Consider the following 18,997-nt stretch of genomic DNA (forward strand, 5'->3'; position numbering starts at 1 on the left):
GTCGCAGGTCCACGCAACAATTGAATGCCCACAGTGCGGCGCGGTGCCCCAGCCTGCCAGTTTGACAGGCAGGACGCACACCGCGCGCACCCAGGGGTCACGCAGCCGAGAAGCGGTTCAGACCGTCGTCGGTCCCGACGGCTCCAGCCGCCCGCCCTGACGGACCATGACGACCCGGGTCGCAGCACCGGTGGCATCGTCGGTTTCGACATAAAGGCCAGACACCGAGGCCTCGCCGGTGGCTGGCGTGAACCGGCCCTTGGCCATGCCGGTCACGAACCGGCGCAGCGGCTCGACCTTTTCCATGCCGATCACGCTGTCATAATCGCCGCACATCCCGGCGTCGGCCTGAAAGGCCGTGCCGCGCGGCAGGATCTGGGCGTCCCCGGTCGGAACATGGGTGTGGGTGCCGACGACGATGCTGGCCCGTCCGTCGCAGAAATGCCCCATCCCCATCTTCTCGCTGGTCGCCTCGCAGTGAACATCGATCAGGCTGGCTTGCACCATGCCGCCGCGAGGATGGGCGGCAAGCACCTGATCCACGGCCGAGAACGGGTCGGCAAAGGGTCGCTTCATGAACACCTGTCCCAGCACCTGCGCCACCAGCACCTTGCGCCCGTCGCTCAGCGTGAACACCGCCGCGCCGCGCCCGGGCGCTTCCTTGGCATAGTTCAGCGGGCGCAGGATGCGGGGTTCGCCGCCGATCGCCTGCAGCATGTCCTTCTGGTCAAAGGAATGATCGCCAAGCGTGATGCAATCGGCGCCCGCCGCCAGGATCTCTGTGGCGTGGGCGCCGGAAAGGCCCATGCCCCCGGTCGCGTTCTCGCCGTTCACCACCACGAAATCGAGCTTCCAGTCACGCCGCATCTGCGGCAGCCGCGCCGCCACCGCGGTGCGCCCGGTCCGGCCCACCACATCGCCAAGGAAAAGTATTTTCATTCAAAATTCCTAGGCGGGTTCGGCGCGACGGACAAGCCCGCCTGAAACGCCTGGCCCGGCAAGACGCCCGGAAAACCGCCGACGGTGCCGCCGTGCCGGCCCCCAACGACAGCCCGGCCTAGGCCACTCCTTCAGGCCGTTGTCCCCGGGGCCTTGCGCGCAACCGCGCGCCGCAGGCGCGCCCGGCCCCAAGGGTGGCTGTCAGGCAGGCGCAGCCTGCGTCAGTCGCCGAGGGGAAGCCTTCCTGCCCCAACGACCCCGGCTTCTGTCACCACGAGGTCGAGGCTCTGGTCGGTCGGCTCGTCGGGAAGCGCTGCGACCTCCTGCTCGGCATAGCCGAAGCCCAGGGCGACCGTCGTGCCACCGCGCCGCAGGGCGGCAATCGTCCTGTCATAATATCCGCCGCCATACCCCAGACGATGGCACCGGCCGTCGAAGGCGATCAGCGGCACGATCACGATCTCGGGCGTCACGAGCTGGCCCGACACCGGCACCTGCACCCCGAAGGGACCTGGCTGCAGCGGCGCATCGGGCGTCCATTCGTGAAACATCAGCGGCCGCCCCCTGCCCTCGATCACCGGCACGGCGATGCGGTTCGCACCGGCCAGCGCCCGCATCGCCGGCAGCGGGTCGGCCTCGCTGCGGATCGGCAGGTAGCCGGCAACGATCCGCCCCGAAAGCCCGGCCAGAAACGCCGTCAGCGCCGCCGACGCCGCCCTGTGGTGGCGATCATGCGCCAGCGCGCGGCGCGCCTGCCCGGCCCGGCGCAGCGCTGCCTTGTCGGCCGCAACAAGGACCCGCCCGGTCACGTCAGCACCGCCGAGGCGAGGCCGAGAAAGGCGAAGAAGCCCACCACATCCGTCACCGTGGTCACGAATGTGCCCGAGGCGAGGGCGGGATCGACCCCGAAGCGCTCCATCGTCACCGGCACCAGGATCCCCGCCAGAGCCGCCACCGACAGGTTCACGACCATCGCGATGGCGATGACATAGGCGATCTGGTCCGAATCGAACCACATCATCGCCACCGCCCCCATCACCAGTGCAAAGACCAGCCCGTTCAGCAGGCCCACCAGCAACTCACGCCGCACCACCCGCCAGACGTTCGATCCGGTCAGGTCCTTGGTGGCCATCGCGCGCACCGCGACGGTCAGCGACTGGGTTCCGGCATTGCCGCCCATCGAGGCGACGATCGGCATCAGCACGGCCAGCGCCACCACCTCGGAGATCACCCCTTCGAACAGCGAGATCACCAGCGAGGCCAGGATTGCCGTGCCAAGGTTCACGGCGAGCCAGGGGATGCGCAGCTTGGCGGTCTCCATCGCGGTGTCGCTCAGGCTGCTGTCCTCGGCCACACCGGCCAGTCGCAGGATATCGGCCTCGTTCTCGTCCTCGAGGACCGCCATGGCGTCGTCGATGGTGATGACGCCGACAAGCCGGTCGTCGGCATCGACCACGGGCAGCGAGATCATGTGATACTGGTTGAAGATATAGGCGACTTCGCCCTCGTCGAGATCGACCGGCACGGTGCGGAACGAATGTTCGGTGACCTGCTTCAACGGGGTTGCGCGCGGCATCGACAGCAGCTTGCCGGCGGTGACATAGCCCGCGGGCCGCATCTTTGGGTCAACCAGGATGACGTGATAGAATTGTTCGGGCAGCGTCGCGCTTTCCTGGCGCAGATGGTCGATGGTGCGCCCGACCGTCCAGTGTTCGGGCGCCCAGATCACCTCGCGCTGCATCAGCCGGCCGGCGGAGTATTCGGGCCAGCTCAGCGCCTGCTCGACCGCCAGCCTTTCGCGCGCCGGCAGGGCATCGAGCACCGCTTCCTTGCGCTCGCCCTCCAGCGTCTCGACCAGATCGACCACGTCGTCCGAATCGAGGTCGAGCACCGCCTCGCTCAGCACCTCGGTCGGCAGCGCCTCGATCACCTCCTGGCGGACGCCTTCGTCGAGTTCCGACAGGATCTCGCCGCCGATCTCGCTGCCCCAGAACCTGACCAGCAGGGCGCGGGTCTTGTCGCCCAGCTGCTCCATGAGGTCGGCGACGTCGGCGGGGTGGAGTTGGTCGAGCAGCCGGCCAAGCTTTGCCTCGTCGCCGGCATTGATCGCCAGCAGAATCTGCTGAACGGTCTCGGGCTTCAGCGTATAGGATTCGTCGCTGCGTGCCTGCGTCTCGACTGTGTCCTCGGCCAATTCCTGCCCTTTCCGTTAGCGTTGGACACAACATAGGCTGCACATCCGCCCGCGCAACCGGACGATGCCGGTTGCGGCGGCGCGCCTGCCCGAACAACCCGTGCTTGCCCGTTGCGATGGCCTGCCCGGCCGCCTAGGCTTGCCGCCATGAGCGACACAGACATTCTTCTGCTCGGACAGGTGCTGGACTTTGCGGCGAACCCGTTCGACTGCCCGCCCGAGGACGCGGCCCGCCACGAACGCCGTGGCGCGGTGCTGATCCGGGACGGCAAGATCGCCGCGGTCGGCGCGGCCGAGTCCCTGCGCGCGGAATACCCCCGGGCGCGGATCGAGGACCATGGCGAGGGGCTGATCCTGCCCGGATTCGTCGATGCCCACGCCCATTATCCCCAGACCGCCGTCATCGCCTCGTGGGGCAAGCGGCTGATCGACTGGCTGAACAGCTATGTCTTCCCCGAGGAGGCGCGGTTCGGCGACCCCGCCCATGCCCAGGAGATCGCGGAAAGCTATCTTGACCTGCTGCTGGCCCATGGCACAACCTCGGTCGCGAGCTTTTGCACCATCCATCCGGGATCGGTCGATGCGATCTTTGCCGCGGCCGAGGCGCGCGGCATGGCGGTTGTCGCCGGCAAGACCTGCATGGACCGCAATGCCCCGGAGGGACTGCGCGACACGCCGCAATCGGCCTATGACGACAGCAAGGCGCTGCTGGAACGGTGGCATGGCCGCGGCCGCGCGGTCTATGCGGTGACGCCGCGGTTCTCGCCGACCTCGACGCCCGAGCAGCTTGCCGCGCTCGGGGCGCTCTGGGCCGAGCATCCGGAGTGTCCGATGCAAACCCATCTGTCCGAGCAGACCGACGAGGTGGCCTGGGTCGCCGACCTGCACCCCGAGCATCGCGACTATCTCGACACCTACGAGGCGCACGGGCTGCTTGGGCCCGGCGCCATGTTCGGACATGCGATCTGGCTCACCGAGCGCGAGCGCGCGCAGCTGCGCGAGCATTCGGCGGCGCTGATCCATTGCCCGACCTCGAACACCTTCATCGGCTCGGGGCTGTTCGACACCGCCCGCGCCATGGCCGAGGGCCAGACCGTCGGGCTTGCCACCGACACCGGCGGCGGCTCGTCGTTTTCGATGCTGCACACCATGGCCTCGGCCTATGAGATCGGCCAGCTCAGCGGCACCGCGCTGCATCCTGCGCAACTTCTGTGGCTGGCGACCGAGGGATCGGCGCGCGCCATGCGGATGCAGGACCGGATCGGCACGCTGGGCGTCGGCTCGGACGCCGATATCCTGGTGCTCGATCTCGCCTCGACCCCCGCGATCCTGCAGCGTCACGCCCGCGCCGAAACGATCTGGGAGGCGGTTTTTCCGACCATCATGATGGGCGACGACCGGGCGGTGCAGGCGGTCTATGTGGCCGGGCGACGGCTGTTGCCGCGGCCCGAGGGGCTCCACAGCCGCAGCATGGCGCCGATCCTGGCGCGGAGTCTCGGGCTCGACGGATAGCGTCGGATCTGACCGGCGCAGGGGGCGCTGCCCCCGTCGTGGGCCTGGCCCACGACTCCCCCGAGGTAGTTTCGCCAAGAAGAAGCGGGAGGGTCGTGGCGATCGGATGTGAGGTCCGCTCAACTGGCTGACTGTCGGTGGGATCGGTTTCCTGACCGCACATGCCCGCTAATGCACGCGGTTTCGGGGATCAGCCGTCGATCAGCGTGCGCGTCAGGCGGCGGGCCTCTTCGGCCAGGCGGCGTGCGTCCTGGGTGACAAGGCGGCCTTCGGTGACGACGAACCGGCCCTCGACCAGCAGGTCGCGGACCCGCCGCGGGCCGGCGAGCAGCAGCGCGACCGGATCCCACGACCCCGCGGCCTCGAGCCCGGACATGTCCCAGACCGCGATGTCGGCGCGCTTGCCCGGAGCGATTGCGCCGCAGTCGGGCCGGCCCAGCACCTGCGCGCCGCCGAGCGTCGCGATTTCGAGCGCCTCGCGGGCCGAGAGCGCGTCGGCGCCGCGGTCGACACGCTGCAGCAGCATTGCCATGCGTGCCTCGGACACCAGATCGCCGCCATCGTTGCTGGCCGAGCCGTCGACGCCCATCGCGACCTTCACACCTGCATCGCGCATCGCCCGCACCGGCGCGATGCCAGACCCGAGTCGGCAGTTGGAACAGGGGCAATGGGCGACGCCGGTGCCGGTGCGGGCAAAGAGGCCGATCTCGTGGCGGTCGAGCTTGACGCAATGGGCATGCCACACGTCGTCGCCGGTCCAGCCCAGATCCTCGGCATATTGGCCGGGCCGGCAGCCGAACTGCGCAAGGCTGTAGGCGATATCCTCGTCATTCTCGGCCAGGTGGGTGTGCAGCATCACGCCCTTTTCGCGCGCCAGGATCGCGGCGTCGCGCATCAACTCGCGGCTGACCGAAAATGGCGAACAGGGCGCCAGCCCGACACGCAGCATCGACCCCTCGGCGGGGTCGTTGTAGGCGGCGATCAGGCGTTCGGCATCGGCAAGGATTGCCGGCTCCGGCTCGACCAGCGCATCGGGAGGCAATCCGCCGAGGCTCTCGCCGATCGACATTGCGCCGCGGGTAGGATGGAACCGCAGCCCGACCTCGGCCGCGGCCGCGATCGAATCGTCAAGCCTTGCACCGTTCGGGAACAGATAGAGGTGGTCCGAGGACATGGTGCAGCCAGACAGCGCCAGTTCGGCCAGACCGAGCCGGGTCGAGACCGCGATGTGTTCCGGCCCCATCCGGGCCCAGATCGGATAGAGCGTCTTGAGCCAGCCGAACAGCAACGCGTCCTGTGCCGCGGGCACCGCCCGGGTCAGGGTCTGGAACAGATGGTGGTGGGTATTCACAAGACCCGGTGTCACCAGACATCCATCGGCAGGCAGAACCTCGGCCCCCTCGGGGGCAAGGCCCTCGCCGATCTCCACGATCACGCCATCCCGGATCCGGACGTCGGCGCCCGAAAGCTCGCGCCGGTCGGGATCCATGGTGACAACACGCTCGGCACGGCGGATCAGGAGATGGGCCATCTCAGGCCCCGTTCAGCAGCGCAAGCGCCTCGGCGTGGATCGCGGGGTTTGCCGCCGCGATCACCCGGCCGCCGCCCTGGGCCGGCCCGCCCTCCCAGTCGGTGACGATGCCACCTGCCGCCTCGATCACGGCAATCGGGGCGCAGATGTCATAGGCGTGCAGCCCGGCCTCGATCACCAGGTCGATCTGGCCGAGCGCCAGCAGGCCATAGGCATAGCAATCTGTGCCGAAGCGGACCAGCCGGGCCGCCCGGGCGACCCGGTCAAATCCGGCCTTGTCCTCGATTGTGCCAATCTCGGGGAAGGTCGAGAACAGGACCGCCTCGGACAGCGGCCTTGGTGCCCGGGTGCCAAGCGGCCGGGTGCCGGCGGGACCGCTGTGTTGGGCAAACCCGAGGCCGCCCTGCCAGCGCTCGCCGGTGAAGGGCTGGTCGATCACGCCAAAGATCGGGCCGGAGGCATCGCAGACCGCAATCAGCACCCCCCAGGTCGGCAGGCCCGACAGGAACGCGCGGGTGCCGTCGATCGGATCGAGTACCCAGGTCAGGCCGCTGGTTCCGGGGTCGGCGCCGTATTCCTCACCGAGGATCGCATCCTCGGGGTGCCGTTCGGCCAGAATCGCGCGCATTGCCGCCTCTGCGGCGCGGTCGGCCTGGGTCACCGGATCGAATCCGGCGCCGTCACTCGCGTCATGCTTGTTGTCGGCGGCAAGTTCCGGGGACCGGAACAGCGGCAGGGTTATCTGCCGCGCCACGTCGGCCAGGACGCGCGCTGTCGTCCGCATCGCCTCTGCCTGAACGGCGAGAGGCTGAAAAGTGACTGGATCTGTCATGGCTTGCTCCGGTTCGGCGCAGGAAGTGGGCCTGACGCCCTGCTTCCTGCGCGCTAGCCGCGCAATCCCCTGCGGTCAAGCCGCGTGGCTGAGGACCAGAGCCAGTTCGAACAGGCGCCGCCGTTGATTCTCGGGCATCGCGAAATAGGCGCGGACCAGTTCCAGCGCTTCCTTGTCGGACATCATGTCGGCCCCTTCGGCCGGTTCCTCCATTCCGTCCCGCAAACCGTCGAAGAAGAAACCGACGGAAACCCCGAGCGAATCGGCGATGTCCCAGAGCCGGGAGGCACTGATCCGATTGATTCCAGTCTCATATTTCTGAATTTGCTGAAACTTGATACCGACCTTCTGGGCGAGCTGCTGTTGGGTCATTCCAACCATCCAGCGCCGATGCCGAACTCGCTTGCCGACATGCACATCAACGGGGTGTGTCATGAACGTTCCTCTTCGCTCCCTAGGGAATTGATATGGACCAATTTACCTTGACGTACTGGTCGAATTGCCGAAGTCGCTGCTATCTCTGCCGAAAAACGGCCAAACTGAAGAATTCTCAAAGCTATTTCCTTCTCAAACCACCCAGACCCGCGGGCCTGTCCCTGTTCCTCCGGTCCGATTGTCACAAGATTTTAACTCAACGCAAGGGAGAATATTAACGAATGAACGCGGCGTAGCATTCTTGGCGCGATGGTCAGCACGAGACGAATCCCCTAAGTCTTGTCCCCGAAGGACAAAAAAGAGGCGAGGCGGCGATGCGGGCGTACCGGATCAATAGTTACCAGACCGCTCCGGCGCTGGTCGAGGTAGCGCTCGCGCCGCCGGGGCCGGGCGAGGTGCAGATTGCGGTCGCCGCCTGCGGCCTGAACTTTGCCGATCTGCTGATGGTGGAAGGAAAGTACCAGGAGCGCCCCGAACCACCGGTGACACTGGGCATGGAAATGGCCGGGACGATCACCGCCGTCGGGCCCGGCGTCGAGGGCTTTGCTCCAGGCGACCGGATCGCGGCGTTTGGCGGCAGCGGCGGCCTTGCCGAGGCGGCAAACCTGCCTGCAGAGCGCTGTGTTCCCCTGCCCGGGGCCATGCCGATGGTCCATGCCGCGGCATTTCTGATCGCCTATGGTACCTCGCATGTGGCGCTCGATCACCGGGCGGGCCTGCGGCCAGGCGAGCGGCTGGTGGTGACGGGCGCGGCCGGCGGCGTCGGTCTGACAGCGGTCGAGATCGGTGCGCTGATGGGCGCCGAAGTGGTGGCCATCGCCCGCGGGCCCGACAAGCTCGCGGTGGCGAAAGCGGCCGGGGCAAGCCATCTGATCGACGCCGAAAGCGACGACATCCGCGGCCAGATCCGGGCGCTCGGCGGGGCGGACGTGGTCTATGATGCGGTCGGCGGCGCGCTGTTCACGGCCTGCATGGGGGCGACCCGCCCCGAGGGACGGATCCTCGCCATCGGCTTTGCCAGCGGCGAGGTGCCGCAGATCCCGGCGAACCTGCTTCTGGTCAAAAATCTGGCGGTAATTGGTCTTTACTGGGGCGGCTATCTGAAATTTGCGCCAGAGGTGCTGACCGATTCGCTTGCCCGGCTGTTCGCCTGGTACGTCGAAGGCCGGCTGACCCCGCATGTCAGCCACGAGATCCCGCTTGGTCGCGCCGCCGAGGCGCTGGATCTGCTCAGGCGGCGGAAGTCGACAGGGAAGATCGTTGTGACGATGCCATGAAGCCGTCGGCGCGATAGGCCTCGCGCACCAGATCGGCAAGCGCCTCTTCGGCCCGGCCAAAGGGCTTGTCGGCGACATAGAGGTTGATCGAATAGCTCGGCAGGTCCGGCATCGCGCCGTTGTGCTGGATCCGTTCCAGAAACGGCGGTTCGGTGCCCTCGAGCATCAGCGAAACGGCAAGGTCGGCCCGCACGGTGGCCTCGATGGTGCGGTCCGAATCCGACTCGACCGCCATCTCCCAACTGATGGCGCAACGCTCCAGCGCCCGGATGCCGGTGGCGCGGAACATGCATTCGCGCCCCGAACCGAACCGCAGCGGCCGTTGACGCCAGCACACGCCGCCCTGCGCGCCGATCCAGCACAGCGGCTTCTCGGACAGCACCTCGGCGCCCTCGCCGCGGCCGCGTTCGGTGGTCAGGATCATCGCAAACTTGCCGCTGACGAACTCCTCCAGCAGCGCCCGCGAATAGGATGACACGAGGTTGACCCGCACCCGCGGGAAGGCGGCGTTGAAACGGCGCAGAATTTCAGGGACATGCGGATAGACGATGTCGTGGGGCACGCCCAGCATGATCTCGCCGCCGAAGTCATGCGCCGTCAGCCGGTCGATCGCCTCGTCGTTCAGGGCCAGCATTCTGCGTGCGTAGGACAGCAACTGTTCGCCCGACGAGGTCAGTTCCACCCCGCGCCCCGAGCGTTCGAGCAGCGCGACGTCGAGCGATTCCTCCAGACGCTTGAGCTGCATCGACACGGCGGACTGCGTGAGGTTCAGAAAACCGGCCGCCCGGGTCACGCCGCCGCTGTCGGCAACGGCTACCAGCGAGCGCAGGGCGGTCAGGTCGAGATTGCGGATCATGCATCATCCCTCGTGATGAAACAGTTCATAAACATTCGTTTTTCATATCTGTCACGCCATGCCATATATATCAAGGAAAACGATGAAACGCAGAGTTGCGTTAGACAACCGAAGGACTTGACGAGGAAACGACCATGAGTGTTCAGAGTATACACACCGCAGGAATGCACCGCGGCTTCAACCCGCTGGGCATCATTTCATACGTTCGCAATCTACGCGTTCTCGCCCGGCAGCGTCGCGAACTGGCCATGATGGACGACCACATGCTTCAGGACATCGGCGTGAGCCGGTTCGAGGCGGAAAGCGAGGCGACGCGCCCGCTGTGGGACGTGCCGCACTTCTGGATGAAGTGACCCAACGGAACACGCTATTTTCCATGAGGAAAACGACCGGCCCGCAGCCTTCTGGCGCGGGCCGGTGTCGTTTTGCGGCAGGTGTTGGCGAGGACCCGAACCGGGACCCGGCATTTGGACGCGAGAAACACTTGAAACGCAGGCTGCCTCTGACGATATCATAGGGCAAATACGCCCGCATTGAACGCGGGCGTTTGTCCAAACAGAACGGAGGCATGAATGGCTGATTACCAAACGATCCGGACCGCAGGGGTATCCGGCGCCCGCACGGCCCAGATCGACGAGGGGCTGCGCGCCCACATGAACAAGGTCTACGGCACGATGTCCGTGGGCATGTTGATCACGGCGCTGGCTGCCTGGGCGGTTGCCGGCCTTGCGGTTTCCTCGGTGCCGAGCGCCTATCAGATCGGCGCCGACACCTATCTGACCAGCTTTGGCGCCGCGATCTACGCCTCGCCGCTGAAGTGGCTGGTCATGTTTGCACCGCTGATCTTCGTTTTCGGCTTCTCGGCCGGGATCAACCGAATGTCGGCTGCCACGGCGCAGGTCGTGTTCTATGCCTTCGCGGCGGTGATGGGCTTGTCGCTCAGCTCGATCTTCCTTGTGTTCACGGCAACCTCGATCGCTCAGGTCTTCCTGATCACCTCGATCTCCTTCGCCGGTCTGTCGCTTTACGGCTACACGACCAAGAAGGACCTGTCGGGCATGGGGACCTTCCTGATGATGGGCCTGATCGGCCTGATCGTCGCTTCGCTGATCAACCTTTTCATGCAGTCGAGCGCGATGGCCTTCGCGATCTCGGTGATCGGCGTGCTGATCTTTGCCGGCCTGACCGCCTATGACACCCAGCGGATCAAGAACACCTATGTCGAGATGGCCGTTCATGGCGACAAGGAATGGCTTGGCAAGGCCGCTATCATGGGCGCGCTCAGCCTGTATCTGGACTTCATCAACATGTTCATGATGCTGCTGCAACTGTTCGGCAACCGGAACTGATTAGCCGGCGGCCTTGCGGCCTCGATACGATGCGAAATCGACAGGGCCGGGCCAAAAGCCCGGCCTTTGCAGTCTTGCAAGGGCGTTCCGGCAATGCCCGGGCCGAGCGGAGTGGCGCTGGCGGATATCATCGGCGCGCAGCCCCGACCTTCGCCCCGGCCTTCGAACGACGGTCGGGGCGCGCGCCCCCGGCGGAACAACTTCGCCCCCCGGAGCGTTCACGAAGACATGATCACATACATTCATCCTACGCACGAACACTGCCGTCCCGGCCACCCGTCGGCGCGCCTCACCGCCCTGCCAAATCACCCTTCGCATCACAGGGTTTTGCACCGCGGCATCCGGTCAGCACGGCGGCTGTCCACCGAGCGCCGCCAGAACAGGGCCAAGATCCTCGGCGCCGTAAGGCCGCCGCAGTTGCAGCGCACCGAGTTCCCGGGCGTACTCATCCCGACCATCGACAAAGACCAGTCGCGCCCCGCGCGCCTTCAGCTGCAGGATACAGGCGTCAAGATGCGGCTCGGCAAAGGCGCCGGCAAGGATTGCACCGTCCGGGCGGAAATCGGCGTTGGCGAGCTTGGCCACCAGCTCGGCCGCTGTGGGCACATGAAGCGCCTCGGACGGACCGTCGAACGCCAGCGCCTCGGCAAGGTCGATCGCCTCGACATAGTTCGGGGTCAGGATCACGAAGGATTTTCGTTGGCGATCGGATGGATAGTTCAAGCTCTTGAGCTCCCCGTTGACGTCGACGTCACATTCGGCTCGGATCCGCGTGGTCGCAATAAACTATGACATACTCTCGGCAAAAAATGTCCCTCGACTGCACCGAATGTCCGCTCAGGCGCAAATCGATCTTCCTGCCGTTCACGGACCAGGAACTTTCCTTCATGGAGCGCTTCAAGTCCGGCGAGATGTTTGTCGACGCGGGCACCCAGCTGTTTGTCGAGGGCGCCAGCGCGGCGCAGCTTTACACCGTGCTGTCGGGCATGGGCATCCGGTACAAGACGCTCGAAAATGGCCGGCGTCAGGTGGTCAACTTCGCGATGCCCGGCGATTTCCTTGGCCTGCAGGCCGCTGTCATGGGCGAGATGCGCCATTCGGTCGAGGCGAGCACGCCGATGCGGCTGTGCGTCTTCAACCGGTCCCGGGTCTATGAGCTGTTCGAGAACCACCCGCGCCGGGCCTATTCGCTGACGTATCTGGCGGCGGTGGAAGAGAATTTCCTGGGCGACGCGCTCGCCACGATCGGCCAGCGCAGCGCGCTCGAAAAGATCGCGTGGAGCCTGCACCGCTTCTTTGTCCGCAACCAGGCATTGGGTCTGGAGAAGGACGGCACCTGCTCGCTGCCGTTCCGCCAGCAGGATCTCGCGGATGCGCTGGGTCTGTCGCTGGTGCATACCAACAAGACCCTGGCGAGGCTGCGCGACCGCCAGATCGCCCGCTGGCACGACGCCCGGCTGGAGGTGTTCGACCTCGACGCGCTGGCGCAGATCGGCTTGGTCGACGAACCCGACGCCGAGGATCGGCCACTGATCTGATACGCGGGCCGCGGCGCGCGATCAGCCGCGATGCCGCCTCGCGACGACTGGCAAAGCGACCCTGGGGAGAGCGGAGGCGCAATCTGCCCGGGGCCTTCTATGCCCATGGCGAAACGGAACGGCATCGCAGTGGCGCCAGGAAATCCACCGACCGCTCGGCCGGGAACGCCGCTCGCGGGTCAATGCGCGGGCCCTGCGAATTCCCCTGTTCTGTCACAGCCGTCGAAAATCGCCAGTCAAACGCACAAAAAACCGCGCGATCGCTCGCGCGGCCCCGTCAATGCGGCCGGCATGGCAAGATCTTACTTGATCTTGCCTTCCTTGTAATCGACGTGCTTGCGAACGACAGGGTCGTATTTCCGCACGACCATCTTTTCGGTCATGGTACGCGCGTTTTTCTTGGTCACATAGAAGTGGCCGGTGCCGGCGGACGAATTCAGCCGGATCTTGATTGTGGTCGGTTTCGCCATGATCGTCTCCTAATCCGGACGCAGCCGCCCGTGAAATCTGAAGTTGGCGTTTTAAGCCGTGGCGAGGGGGTGTCAAGACCCTTCGCCAAGGCTACGGCCCCACAAGGGGGCCGCCGGGGGCCGCCATCCGGCCCCGCACACAGATCAGGCAGCGCCGAGCGGCGCAAGGCCCATTCGTGCGTGGATCTCGTCGCGCTGCGCATCGCTCAGCTGCAACGCGGTCGCAAGCCCGCGCAGATACTTGCGCTCGGCCTCGTTGTCGACGCGGATCGCGGCAAGCGAGGTCGAATAGACCTGTTCGCGCGCGGCCTCGCCGGTCTCGGCAGCGAGGCTCTGGATATCGACCGGCTTCTTCAGTTCGGCAGCAACAAAGGCCTTTTCCTCATCGCCGGCGTCCTTCAGCCTGTCGAGGATCGCGGCCTGCTCGTCGGGGTCGATCTGGCCGTCGGCCTTGGCGGCCATGATCATCGCCTTCAGCATCAGCTTGGCCTGCGCCTCCATGACCGGGCCGACAGGGGTCGAGCCGAACAGCGCGTCCATCATCTCGGCCGATTGTTTGGAGCCCGCTTCGGCGGCGCCGCGCATCGAGTTCATCAGGCTGCCAAGCCCTGCCGTCGTTGCCTCGGTCGCCTGGGCGGTCGCGGTGCCCATCTGGCCCAACATTTCCTTGACCTTGGCCGAGCCGCCGGGGACGCCGAACTGGTCGGCAAGTTGCCCGAGCTTTTCGGCGGTCGGGCTGTTGCCGGCGCCCTTCAGCATGTCCTGCATGCCGGCCATGCCGCCGGTCTTCTGAAACTTTTCATAGCCCTTGGTGGCAGCGATTCCGACGGCCACCGCGGCGAGTGCTTTCATGAAACTCATGGGTTCCTCCCTGAACACAATGCCGCAAGCCTATCAGATGTGGCGTGAGCGCAGAATAACGGCGAAGGGTCGCAGAGAAGAATATTGCGCGGACGGCCTGTAAGCCGGATTCTGTCCGGGAAGTCCGGCCCTGCGGCCGTTCTTCCCTGGATGACCATTCCTCTCGGCCCGCCGTTGCCGGCGGGCTCCAGCTGCCTACCCGACCTGCCTGGGGCTGAAGCGGCCCCGGGGACATGCCCCGCGGAGGTCCTATTCGGCATTGCTCCCGGTGGGGCTTGCCATGCCAGAGACGTTGCCGCCTCTGCGGTGGGCTCTTACCCCACCGTTTCACCCTTACCCCTCGCAGGTCCGCAGCGCGAACCTCGAAGGGCGGTCTGTTCTCTGTGGCGCTTTCCGTCGGGTTGCCCCGCCCGGGCGTTACCCGGCACCGTTGCCTCAGGGAGTCCGGACTTTCCTCGTCCCCGGCATTACACCGGGACCGCGGCCATCCAGCCATCCGCGCCGCAGAGATCTAGGAGCCGGGCGCGCCCGGGTCAACGGGAAAGCGTGTGGCAAGGTCACGGGCGATGGCGGCATCTGTCGCATCGAGCGGCCCCCGGCACCAGGGACGGAAGCGGGCGCGGAAGGCGGCAAGCAGCGCCGCAAAGGGCACGTCGGCCGGATAGCCGAAGTGGACAAGGTCTGCCTGCACCGCGTCGGGCGCCGTCATCGTGGCGGAAGGAGCGGCATCCTCGGGGGCACGGGCCCCCTCGTCCGCCGCGCTGGCCTGTGGCCAGCAGGCCAGGCCCTGCAGGGCGAGCCTGCCCCAGTCGAATCGCGGACCGGGGTCGGATTTTCGCAGCGGCGCCATGTCGGCATGCGCAATCACGCCCTGCGGTGCGATCTGCCAGCGCCCCAGAAGATCGCCAAGCAGGCCTTCGAGCGCCGCCATCGCCGGTTCGGAAAACGGGCTTGCGCCGTCATTGTCGATCTCGATCCCGATCGAGCGGCTGTTGACATCGCCCTGCCCGCCCCAACTGCCGGCCCCGGCATGCCAGGCGCGGGCCGCCTCGTCGACAAGGTGCCAGCAGGTCCCGCTGCGGCCGATCAGAAAATGGCTCGATACCTCTGCGACCGGGTCGCAAAGCCGGTCGAGCGCCGCCTCGGCCGAGGTGAAGGCTGTGTAGTGCAGTACGATCAGGGTCGGGACCGCCCGATCCCGGCGCGGCCCGAAATTGGGCGAGCCGTGCCAGATCGGCTGGTTCACCGCCGCATGGTCCGGCACAGGATCCCGGTCAAGGGATCTGGGTCGCATCCGAGAATTCGGACGGAACGCTTTCGGAGGCGTCATTGGCCGCGATGTCGGATTCGAGATCCGTCGCCGCCGCGGGCGGCAATGCCTGAAGCCCCGGCGCAGCAGAGTCGCAGGCGCCGAGCGCAAGCGGGCCGAGCAGCGCCGCAACCAGCAACAATGGCCGGCTGCGCACAGCGCAACCGGCGGATTCGGCAAGGGGGCGAGAGTTTGCACGGAGAAACATCGGCATCTTCCTGTCGGGGCCGCGACTCAGCGGGCGGTTTTTACCATCCAGCCCGGATAGACGGTCTTGCCGGTCTGGGCGACATAGGTGGGAAATTCGGCATCCGGACCCGGCGCCCCGGTGTATTCGGGCACATCCGAGGCGGCCCCCGATGCGCTGAGCTGCTTGGCCCGCTGTGCGCTGGCACTCAGTTTCGGCGTCCCGGCCGGCAGGGCAACTTTCTGATCGGCGGGGACCGGAGAACACCCTGACACCGCCAGGCCAAGGACCAGAGTGGCGGCCGCCGTCAGCAGAACGGCTGCGCCGCGTGGCGTCCGGGCGCTCATCATATCCACCAATCCGTCGGACGCGCCGTAAAGGCAGCCGCGGTTTCCAGCGAGTGTGCGATGTTCAGCAAGTCTGCTTCCTCCCATGGACGGCCGATGAGTTGCAACCCGAGTGGCAGCCCCTGCGCATCGAGCCCGGCGGGAACCGACACCCCGGGCAGGCCGGCGAGGTTCACTGTAACAGTGAAGACGTCGTTGAGATACATCTGTACCGGATCGGCATCGGCCATTTCGCCCAGACCGAAGGCGGCTGAGGGCGTCGCAGGCGTCAGGATCGCGTCGACGCCGGCCTCGAAGGCCAGATCGAAGTCGCGCTTGATCAGCGTCCGCACCCGGCGCGCCCGGTTGTAATAGGCGTCATAGAACCCGGCCGAGAGCACATAGGTGCCGATCATGATCCGCCGCTGAACCTCGGCGCCAAAGCCCTCGGCGCGGGTCTTTTCGTACATCTCGGTAATGCCATCGCCCTGGGCGAGCTTGGCGCGATGGCCAAAGCGCACCCCGTCATAGCGCGCAAGGTTCGAGGACGCCTCGGCGGGGGCAATGACGTAATAGGCAGGCAGCGCGTATTTGGTGTGGGGCAGCGAGATATCGACGATCTTCGCACCCGCATCGCGCAGCATCGCCGCACCGTCGTTCCAGAGCTTTTCGATCTCGGCCGGCGTGCCGTCGATCCGGTATTCCCGGGGGATGCCGATGGTCTTGCCACGGATGTCGCCGGTCAGCGCCGCCTCGAAATCGGGGACCGCCCGATCGGCCGAGGTCGAATCCTTCGGATCAAAGCCCGCCATGACGCCAAGCATGATGGCGGCGTCGCGCACCGTCTTGGTCATCGGCCCGGCCTGATCGAGCGAGGAGGCGAAAGCGACGATACCCCAGCGCGAGCAGCGGCCATAGGTTGGCTTCAGGCCGGTGATGCCGGTCAGCGCGGCGGGCTGGCGGATCGAGCCGCCGGTATCGGTGCCGGTCGCAGCAAGGCAGAGGTCGGCTGCAACCGCGGCCGCAGAGCCCCCGGAAGAACCGCCGGGCGTCAGCGGCGTCGCGTCGTCCTTGCGCCGCCAGGGATTGACCGCGTTGCCATAGACCGAGGTCTCGGTCGACGAGCCCATGGCGAATTCGTCCATGTTGAGCTTGCCAAGCATGACCGCGCCGGCCTGCCAGAGCCGCGTCGTGACGGTCGATTCGTATTCGGGGCGGAAGCCTTCGAGGATCCGCGAGGCAGCCTGTGAGGGCACACCCTGGGTGCAGAACAGGTCCTTGATGCCGATCGGTACGCCGCACATCGGGTTCTCGGCCCCGCCCTGGATCCGGGCATCGGCGGCCGCCGCCTGTTCCAATGCGATCTCGGGCGTCTTGTGCACGAAAGCGCCAAGCGCATCCGCCGCCTCGATCCGCGCGAGGCACGCCGCGGTCAGTTCGGTCGCCGTGAAGCTTCCGGCGCGCAGGCCGTCGCGGGCCTCGGCAATTGTCAGGCTGGACAGATCGGACATCATTCGACCACCTTCGGCACGGCAAAAAAGCCCTCGCGGGCGTCGGGCGCATTGGCCAGGACCTTGGCCTGACAGCCGCCGTCGGTGACCTCGTCGACGCGGCGCCTGAGCCGCATCGGTGTCACCGAGGTCATCGGCTCGACGCCCTCGACATCGACTTCGCCCAGCTGTTCGATAAAGCCGAGGATGGCATTGAATTCGCCCGCCAGCGCCGGCAGGTCCTGTTCCTCGACCCGGATGCGGGCGAGCTTGGCGACGCGGCGCGCGGTTTCGATGTCGATGGACATGGGGCCTCCGGGGGTCGTCGGGTGATCGGGTCGGGTTTATCGCCCGACTGCCCCGGCCGCAAGCGGATGCGCATGGGCCGCGGTCGAGTCAGGCGGGAACGGAGGCCAACCGGTGACGCCGCCAGACCTCGATCATCCAGCCCAGCATGATCCCGTTGAGGATGTGCCACAGGAAATGGGTGCCGAAAGGGAACACGCCACAGAGCGGCTGGTCGAGCGAGCGCAAGATCAGCGAGGCGACGAGGATCGCGGAACCGATGGCGAAGCCACGCGCGGTGTCGGGGGCGCGCGCGCGCAGACCTAGCGCATAGAGCACGATCAGCAGCGGGATCGGCCAGTAGACCGACGAGATCCGGAAGAACGGCAGGGCCGCGAAGACCGGCAGGGTCACTGCCACGAAGGGCACGAAGCCCAGCGTCGCCAGCAGCGCCCAGGGCGCCCGAAGCCCCACGAGGTCACGGTTGGTGGCGAAGAGGTAGACCAGAACGAAAACGCCGATCGGGACCATGTCGGCCCAGGATGCCCAGATCGTGGCATGGGTGTGAAACAGGTACGATCCGGTGCCGATCACGGCGAGGATGAGGCAGAGCACATGACCGATGCCAAAGGGCACGCCGCGCAGCCGGCGCCACATCACCAGCGCGGCGATCAGGAAGGCGGCATTGGTCACGGCATTCAGCGGCTCGGACCAATAGGCAAAATCGGTACGCTCGCAATAGCCGTCGACCTGCCGCATCAAGTCTTCCATTCGTGCCCCTCCGGATTACCTTGTCCCGAAGGTTTCAACGTTTCGCTGGGAGACTCAAATGAAGATCACGTGGCTCGGGCATTCTGCCTTTCGCATCGACATCGCGGATCAGGTCCTGCTGATCGATCCCTGGCTCGATGGCAACCCGGCCTTCCCGGCCGACCGCCGCGGCGAGGCCATTGCCGGTGTGACGGCGATCCTGCTGACCCATGGCCATGGCGATCATGCCAGCGTCGCGGCCGCGCTGTCGGGCGAGACGGGCGTTTCCGTCTGTGCGATCCACGAGCTGGCGACGCGCCTCGGCCATGACGGGGTCGAGGTGGTGGGCTTCGGCAAGGGCGGCACGATCGCGCTGGGGGAGGTCCGGGTGACGATGGTGAACGCCACCCATTCCTCGAGCATCGACTTCACCGGCGGACGGCCGGAATATGCCGGATCGGCGGCCGGGTTCATGATCGCGGGCGAAGGCCATGTGATCTATGTCACCGGCGACACGGACGTGATGGCCGACATGGCGCTGTTCGGCGAGTTGCACAATCCCGACATCGGGATCCTGTGCTGCGGCGGGCATTATACCATGGACATGGAACGCGCGGCCTGGGCGGCGAAGAAGTTCTTCGACTTCAAGGTGGTGATCCCCTGCCATTACAAGACCTTCCCGATCCTCGCGCAATCGGCGCAGCCGCTGGTCGATGCGCTGCCCGGGATCGACGTGAAGACCCCCGAGGTGATGGAGGTGGTCGAGATCTGACAGCGCCCGGAGGCCAGGGCGCGGTCGCTCCCGCCCGTCCTTGGCGCCTTGCGGCGCCGCGTCCCGTTGGGCCGGGCACCAGCG

22 protein-coding genes and 1 other RNA gene are annotated in these 18,997 nt (G+C 66.4%); 6 read left to right on the forward strand and 17 right to left on the reverse strand.

Going from position 1 to position 18,997, the window contains the following annotated elements; genetic code table 11:
* Window positions 1-117 precede the first annotated feature (117 nt).
* From DQG17_RS08065 to mgtE, 3 genes are all read right to left on the reverse strand, one after another.
* On the reverse strand, window positions 118-939 hold the full coding sequence (locus DQG17_RS08065) for a TIGR00282 family metallophosphoesterase (RefSeq protein WP_116132187.1): 822 nt from the start codon (window positions 937-939) through the stop codon (window positions 118-120).
* Between the two features lie 221 nt (window positions 940-1,160).
* On the reverse strand, window positions 1,161-1,748 hold the full coding sequence (locus tag DQG17_RS08070; RefSeq protein ID WP_116132188.1) for a 5-formyltetrahydrofolate cyclo-ligase: 588 nt from the start codon (window positions 1,746-1,748) through the stop codon (window positions 1,161-1,163).
* Window positions 1,745-3,133 carry a magnesium transporter gene (gene mgtE / locus DQG17_RS08075; RefSeq protein WP_116132189.1) on the reverse strand — a complete coding sequence of 463 codons (1,389 nt, stop codon included), beginning with the start codon at window positions 3,131-3,133 and terminating at the stop codon, window positions 1,745-1,747. Before mgtE ends, DQG17_RS08070 begins: the two co-directional genes overlap by 4 nt.
* Window positions 3,134-3,280: 147 nt before the next feature.
* Here mgtE and guaD point away from each other — a divergent pair, with 147 nt between their 5' ends.
* Window positions 3,281-4,645 carry a guanine deaminase gene (gene guaD, locus DQG17_RS08080; RefSeq protein WP_116132190.1) on the forward strand — a complete coding sequence of 455 codons (1,365 nt, stop codon included), beginning with the start codon at window positions 3,281-3,283 and terminating at the stop codon, window positions 4,643-4,645.
* 190 nt (window positions 4,646-4,835) lie between these two features.
* Here the strand turns inward: guaD and DQG17_RS08085 are convergent, their stop codons facing one another.
* The 3 genes from DQG17_RS08085 to DQG17_RS08095 all read right to left on the reverse strand — a co-directional run bounded on the left by DQG17_RS08085 (window position 4,836) and on the right by DQG17_RS08095 (window position 7,443).
* Complete coding sequence (locus DQG17_RS08085; protein WP_116132191.1) at window positions 4,836-6,176, reverse strand: 8-oxoguanine deaminase; 1,341 nt, start codon at window positions 6,174-6,176, stop codon at window positions 4,836-4,838.
* A 1-nt stretch (window position 6,177) separates the two neighbouring features.
* A complete protein-coding gene (hisN, locus tag DQG17_RS08090; RefSeq protein WP_198666051.1) occupies window positions 6,178-7,008 on the reverse strand; it encodes a histidinol-phosphatase in 831 nt (276 codons plus the stop codon).
* Window positions 7,009-7,083: 75 nt separating this feature from the next.
* Window positions 7,084-7,443 (reverse strand): helix-turn-helix domain-containing protein, encoded by a 360-nt coding sequence (locus tag DQG17_RS08095; protein WP_116132192.1) that lies wholly within the window; start codon window positions 7,441-7,443, stop codon window positions 7,084-7,086.
* 314 nt (window positions 7,444-7,757) lie between these two features.
* Here DQG17_RS08095 and DQG17_RS08100 point away from each other — a divergent pair, with 314 nt between their 5' ends.
* Window positions 7,758-8,720, forward strand: a complete 963-nt coding sequence (locus tag DQG17_RS08100) for an NADPH:quinone oxidoreductase family protein (RefSeq protein ID WP_116132193.1) — start codon at window positions 7,758-7,760, stop codon at window positions 8,718-8,720.
* On the opposite strand, the gene DQG17_RS08105 is transcribed toward DQG17_RS08100, so the two are convergent.
* Entirely contained in the window at window positions 8,674-9,576 is a 903-nt protein-coding gene (locus tag DQG17_RS08105) for a LysR family transcriptional regulator (RefSeq protein WP_116132194.1), read from the reverse strand. The genes DQG17_RS08100 and DQG17_RS08105 overlap by 47 nt on opposite strands.
* A 134-nt stretch (window positions 9,577-9,710) precedes the next feature.
* On the opposite strand from DQG17_RS08105, the gene DQG17_RS08110 reads away from it, so the two are divergent.
* Window positions 9,711-9,929 carry a DUF1127 domain-containing protein gene (locus DQG17_RS08110; RefSeq protein ID WP_232829362.1) on the forward strand — a complete coding sequence of 73 codons (219 nt, stop codon included), beginning with the start codon at window positions 9,711-9,713 and terminating at the stop codon, window positions 9,927-9,929.
* A 219-nt stretch (window positions 9,930-10,148) separates the two neighbouring features.
* Entirely contained in the window at window positions 10,149-10,925 is a 777-nt protein-coding gene (locus tag DQG17_RS08115; RefSeq protein ID WP_116132196.1) for a Bax inhibitor-1/YccA family protein, read from the forward strand.
* Between the two features lie 345 nt (window positions 10,926-11,270).
* Here DQG17_RS08115 and DQG17_RS08120 read toward each other — a convergent pair whose 3' ends face one another.
* Entirely contained in the window at window positions 11,271-11,648 is a 378-nt protein-coding gene (locus tag DQG17_RS08120) for a hypothetical protein (protein ID WP_157973553.1), read from the reverse strand.
* An 86-nt stretch (window positions 11,649-11,734) separates the two neighbouring features.
* Here DQG17_RS08120 and DQG17_RS08125 point away from each other — a divergent pair, with 86 nt between their 5' ends.
* The gene (locus tag DQG17_RS08125; protein WP_116132198.1) at window positions 11,735-12,463 is read left to right on the forward strand and encodes a Crp/Fnr family transcriptional regulator; all 729 of its coding nucleotides are present in this window, start codon (window positions 11,735-11,737) and stop codon (window positions 12,461-12,463) included.
* A 302-nt stretch (window positions 12,464-12,765) separates the two neighbouring features.
* Here DQG17_RS08125 and rpmG read toward each other — a convergent pair whose 3' ends face one another.
* From rpmG to DQG17_RS08170, 9 genes are all read right to left on the reverse strand, one after another.
* Window positions 12,766-12,933: a 50S ribosomal protein L33 gene (gene rpmG / locus DQG17_RS08130; protein ID WP_116132199.1), complete on the reverse strand. Its 168-nt coding sequence runs from the start codon at window positions 12,931-12,933 to the stop codon at window positions 12,766-12,768.
* Between the two features lie 144 nt (window positions 12,934-13,077).
* Window positions 13,078-13,794, reverse strand: coding sequence for a DUF533 domain-containing protein (locus DQG17_RS08135; RefSeq protein WP_116132200.1), 717 nt, complete (start codon window positions 13,792-13,794; stop codon window positions 13,078-13,080).
* Window positions 13,795-13,878: 84 nt separating this feature from the next.
* Window positions 13,879-14,294: RNase P RNA component class A (gene rnpB, locus DQG17_RS08140), an RNA gene on the reverse strand.
* Window positions 14,295-14,305: 11 nt separating this feature from the next.
* A complete protein-coding gene (locus DQG17_RS08145) occupies window positions 14,306-15,088 on the reverse strand; it encodes an N-acetylmuramoyl-L-alanine amidase (protein WP_116132201.1) in 783 nt (260 codons plus the stop codon).
* Window positions 15,069-15,311, reverse strand: coding sequence for a hypothetical protein (locus DQG17_RS08150; RefSeq protein WP_116132202.1), 243 nt, complete (start codon window positions 15,309-15,311; stop codon window positions 15,069-15,071). Before DQG17_RS08150 ends, DQG17_RS08145 begins: the two co-directional genes overlap by 20 nt.
* 26 nt (window positions 15,312-15,337) lie before the next feature.
* Window positions 15,338-15,640 carry a hypothetical protein gene (locus tag DQG17_RS08155; protein ID WP_116132203.1) on the reverse strand — a complete coding sequence of 101 codons (303 nt, stop codon included), beginning with the start codon at window positions 15,638-15,640 and terminating at the stop codon, window positions 15,338-15,340.
* Entirely contained in the window at window positions 15,637-17,127 is a 1,491-nt protein-coding gene (gatA, locus tag DQG17_RS08160) for an Asp-tRNA(Asn)/Glu-tRNA(Gln) amidotransferase subunit GatA (protein WP_116132648.1), read from the reverse strand. The genes DQG17_RS08155 and gatA overlap by 4 nt, the downstream gene beginning before the upstream one ends.
* Window positions 17,127-17,414: an Asp-tRNA(Asn)/Glu-tRNA(Gln) amidotransferase subunit GatC gene (gene gatC, locus DQG17_RS08165; RefSeq protein WP_116132204.1), complete on the reverse strand. Its 288-nt coding sequence runs from the start codon at window positions 17,412-17,414 to the stop codon at window positions 17,127-17,129. The genes gatA and gatC overlap by 1 nt, the downstream gene beginning before the upstream one ends.
* Window positions 17,415-17,502: 88 nt before the next feature.
* Window positions 17,503-18,162 carry a ceramidase domain-containing protein gene (locus DQG17_RS08170; RefSeq protein WP_116132205.1) on the reverse strand — a complete coding sequence of 220 codons (660 nt, stop codon included), beginning with the start codon at window positions 18,160-18,162 and terminating at the stop codon, window positions 17,503-17,505.
* A gap of 58 nt (window positions 18,163-18,220) precedes the next feature.
* On the opposite strand from DQG17_RS08170, the gene DQG17_RS08175 reads away from it, so the two are divergent.
* Complete coding sequence (locus tag DQG17_RS08175; RefSeq protein WP_116132206.1) at window positions 18,221-18,913, forward strand: metal-dependent hydrolase; 693 nt, start codon at window positions 18,221-18,223, stop codon at window positions 18,911-18,913.
* Window positions 18,914-18,997: the final 84 nt, after the last annotated feature.

It is taken from the genome of Tropicimonas sp. IMCC34043 (genome assembly GCF_003390845.1).
In the GTDB taxonomy this organism is placed as follows: Bacteria; Pseudomonadota; Alphaproteobacteria; order Rhodobacterales; family Rhodobacteraceae; genus Tropicimonas.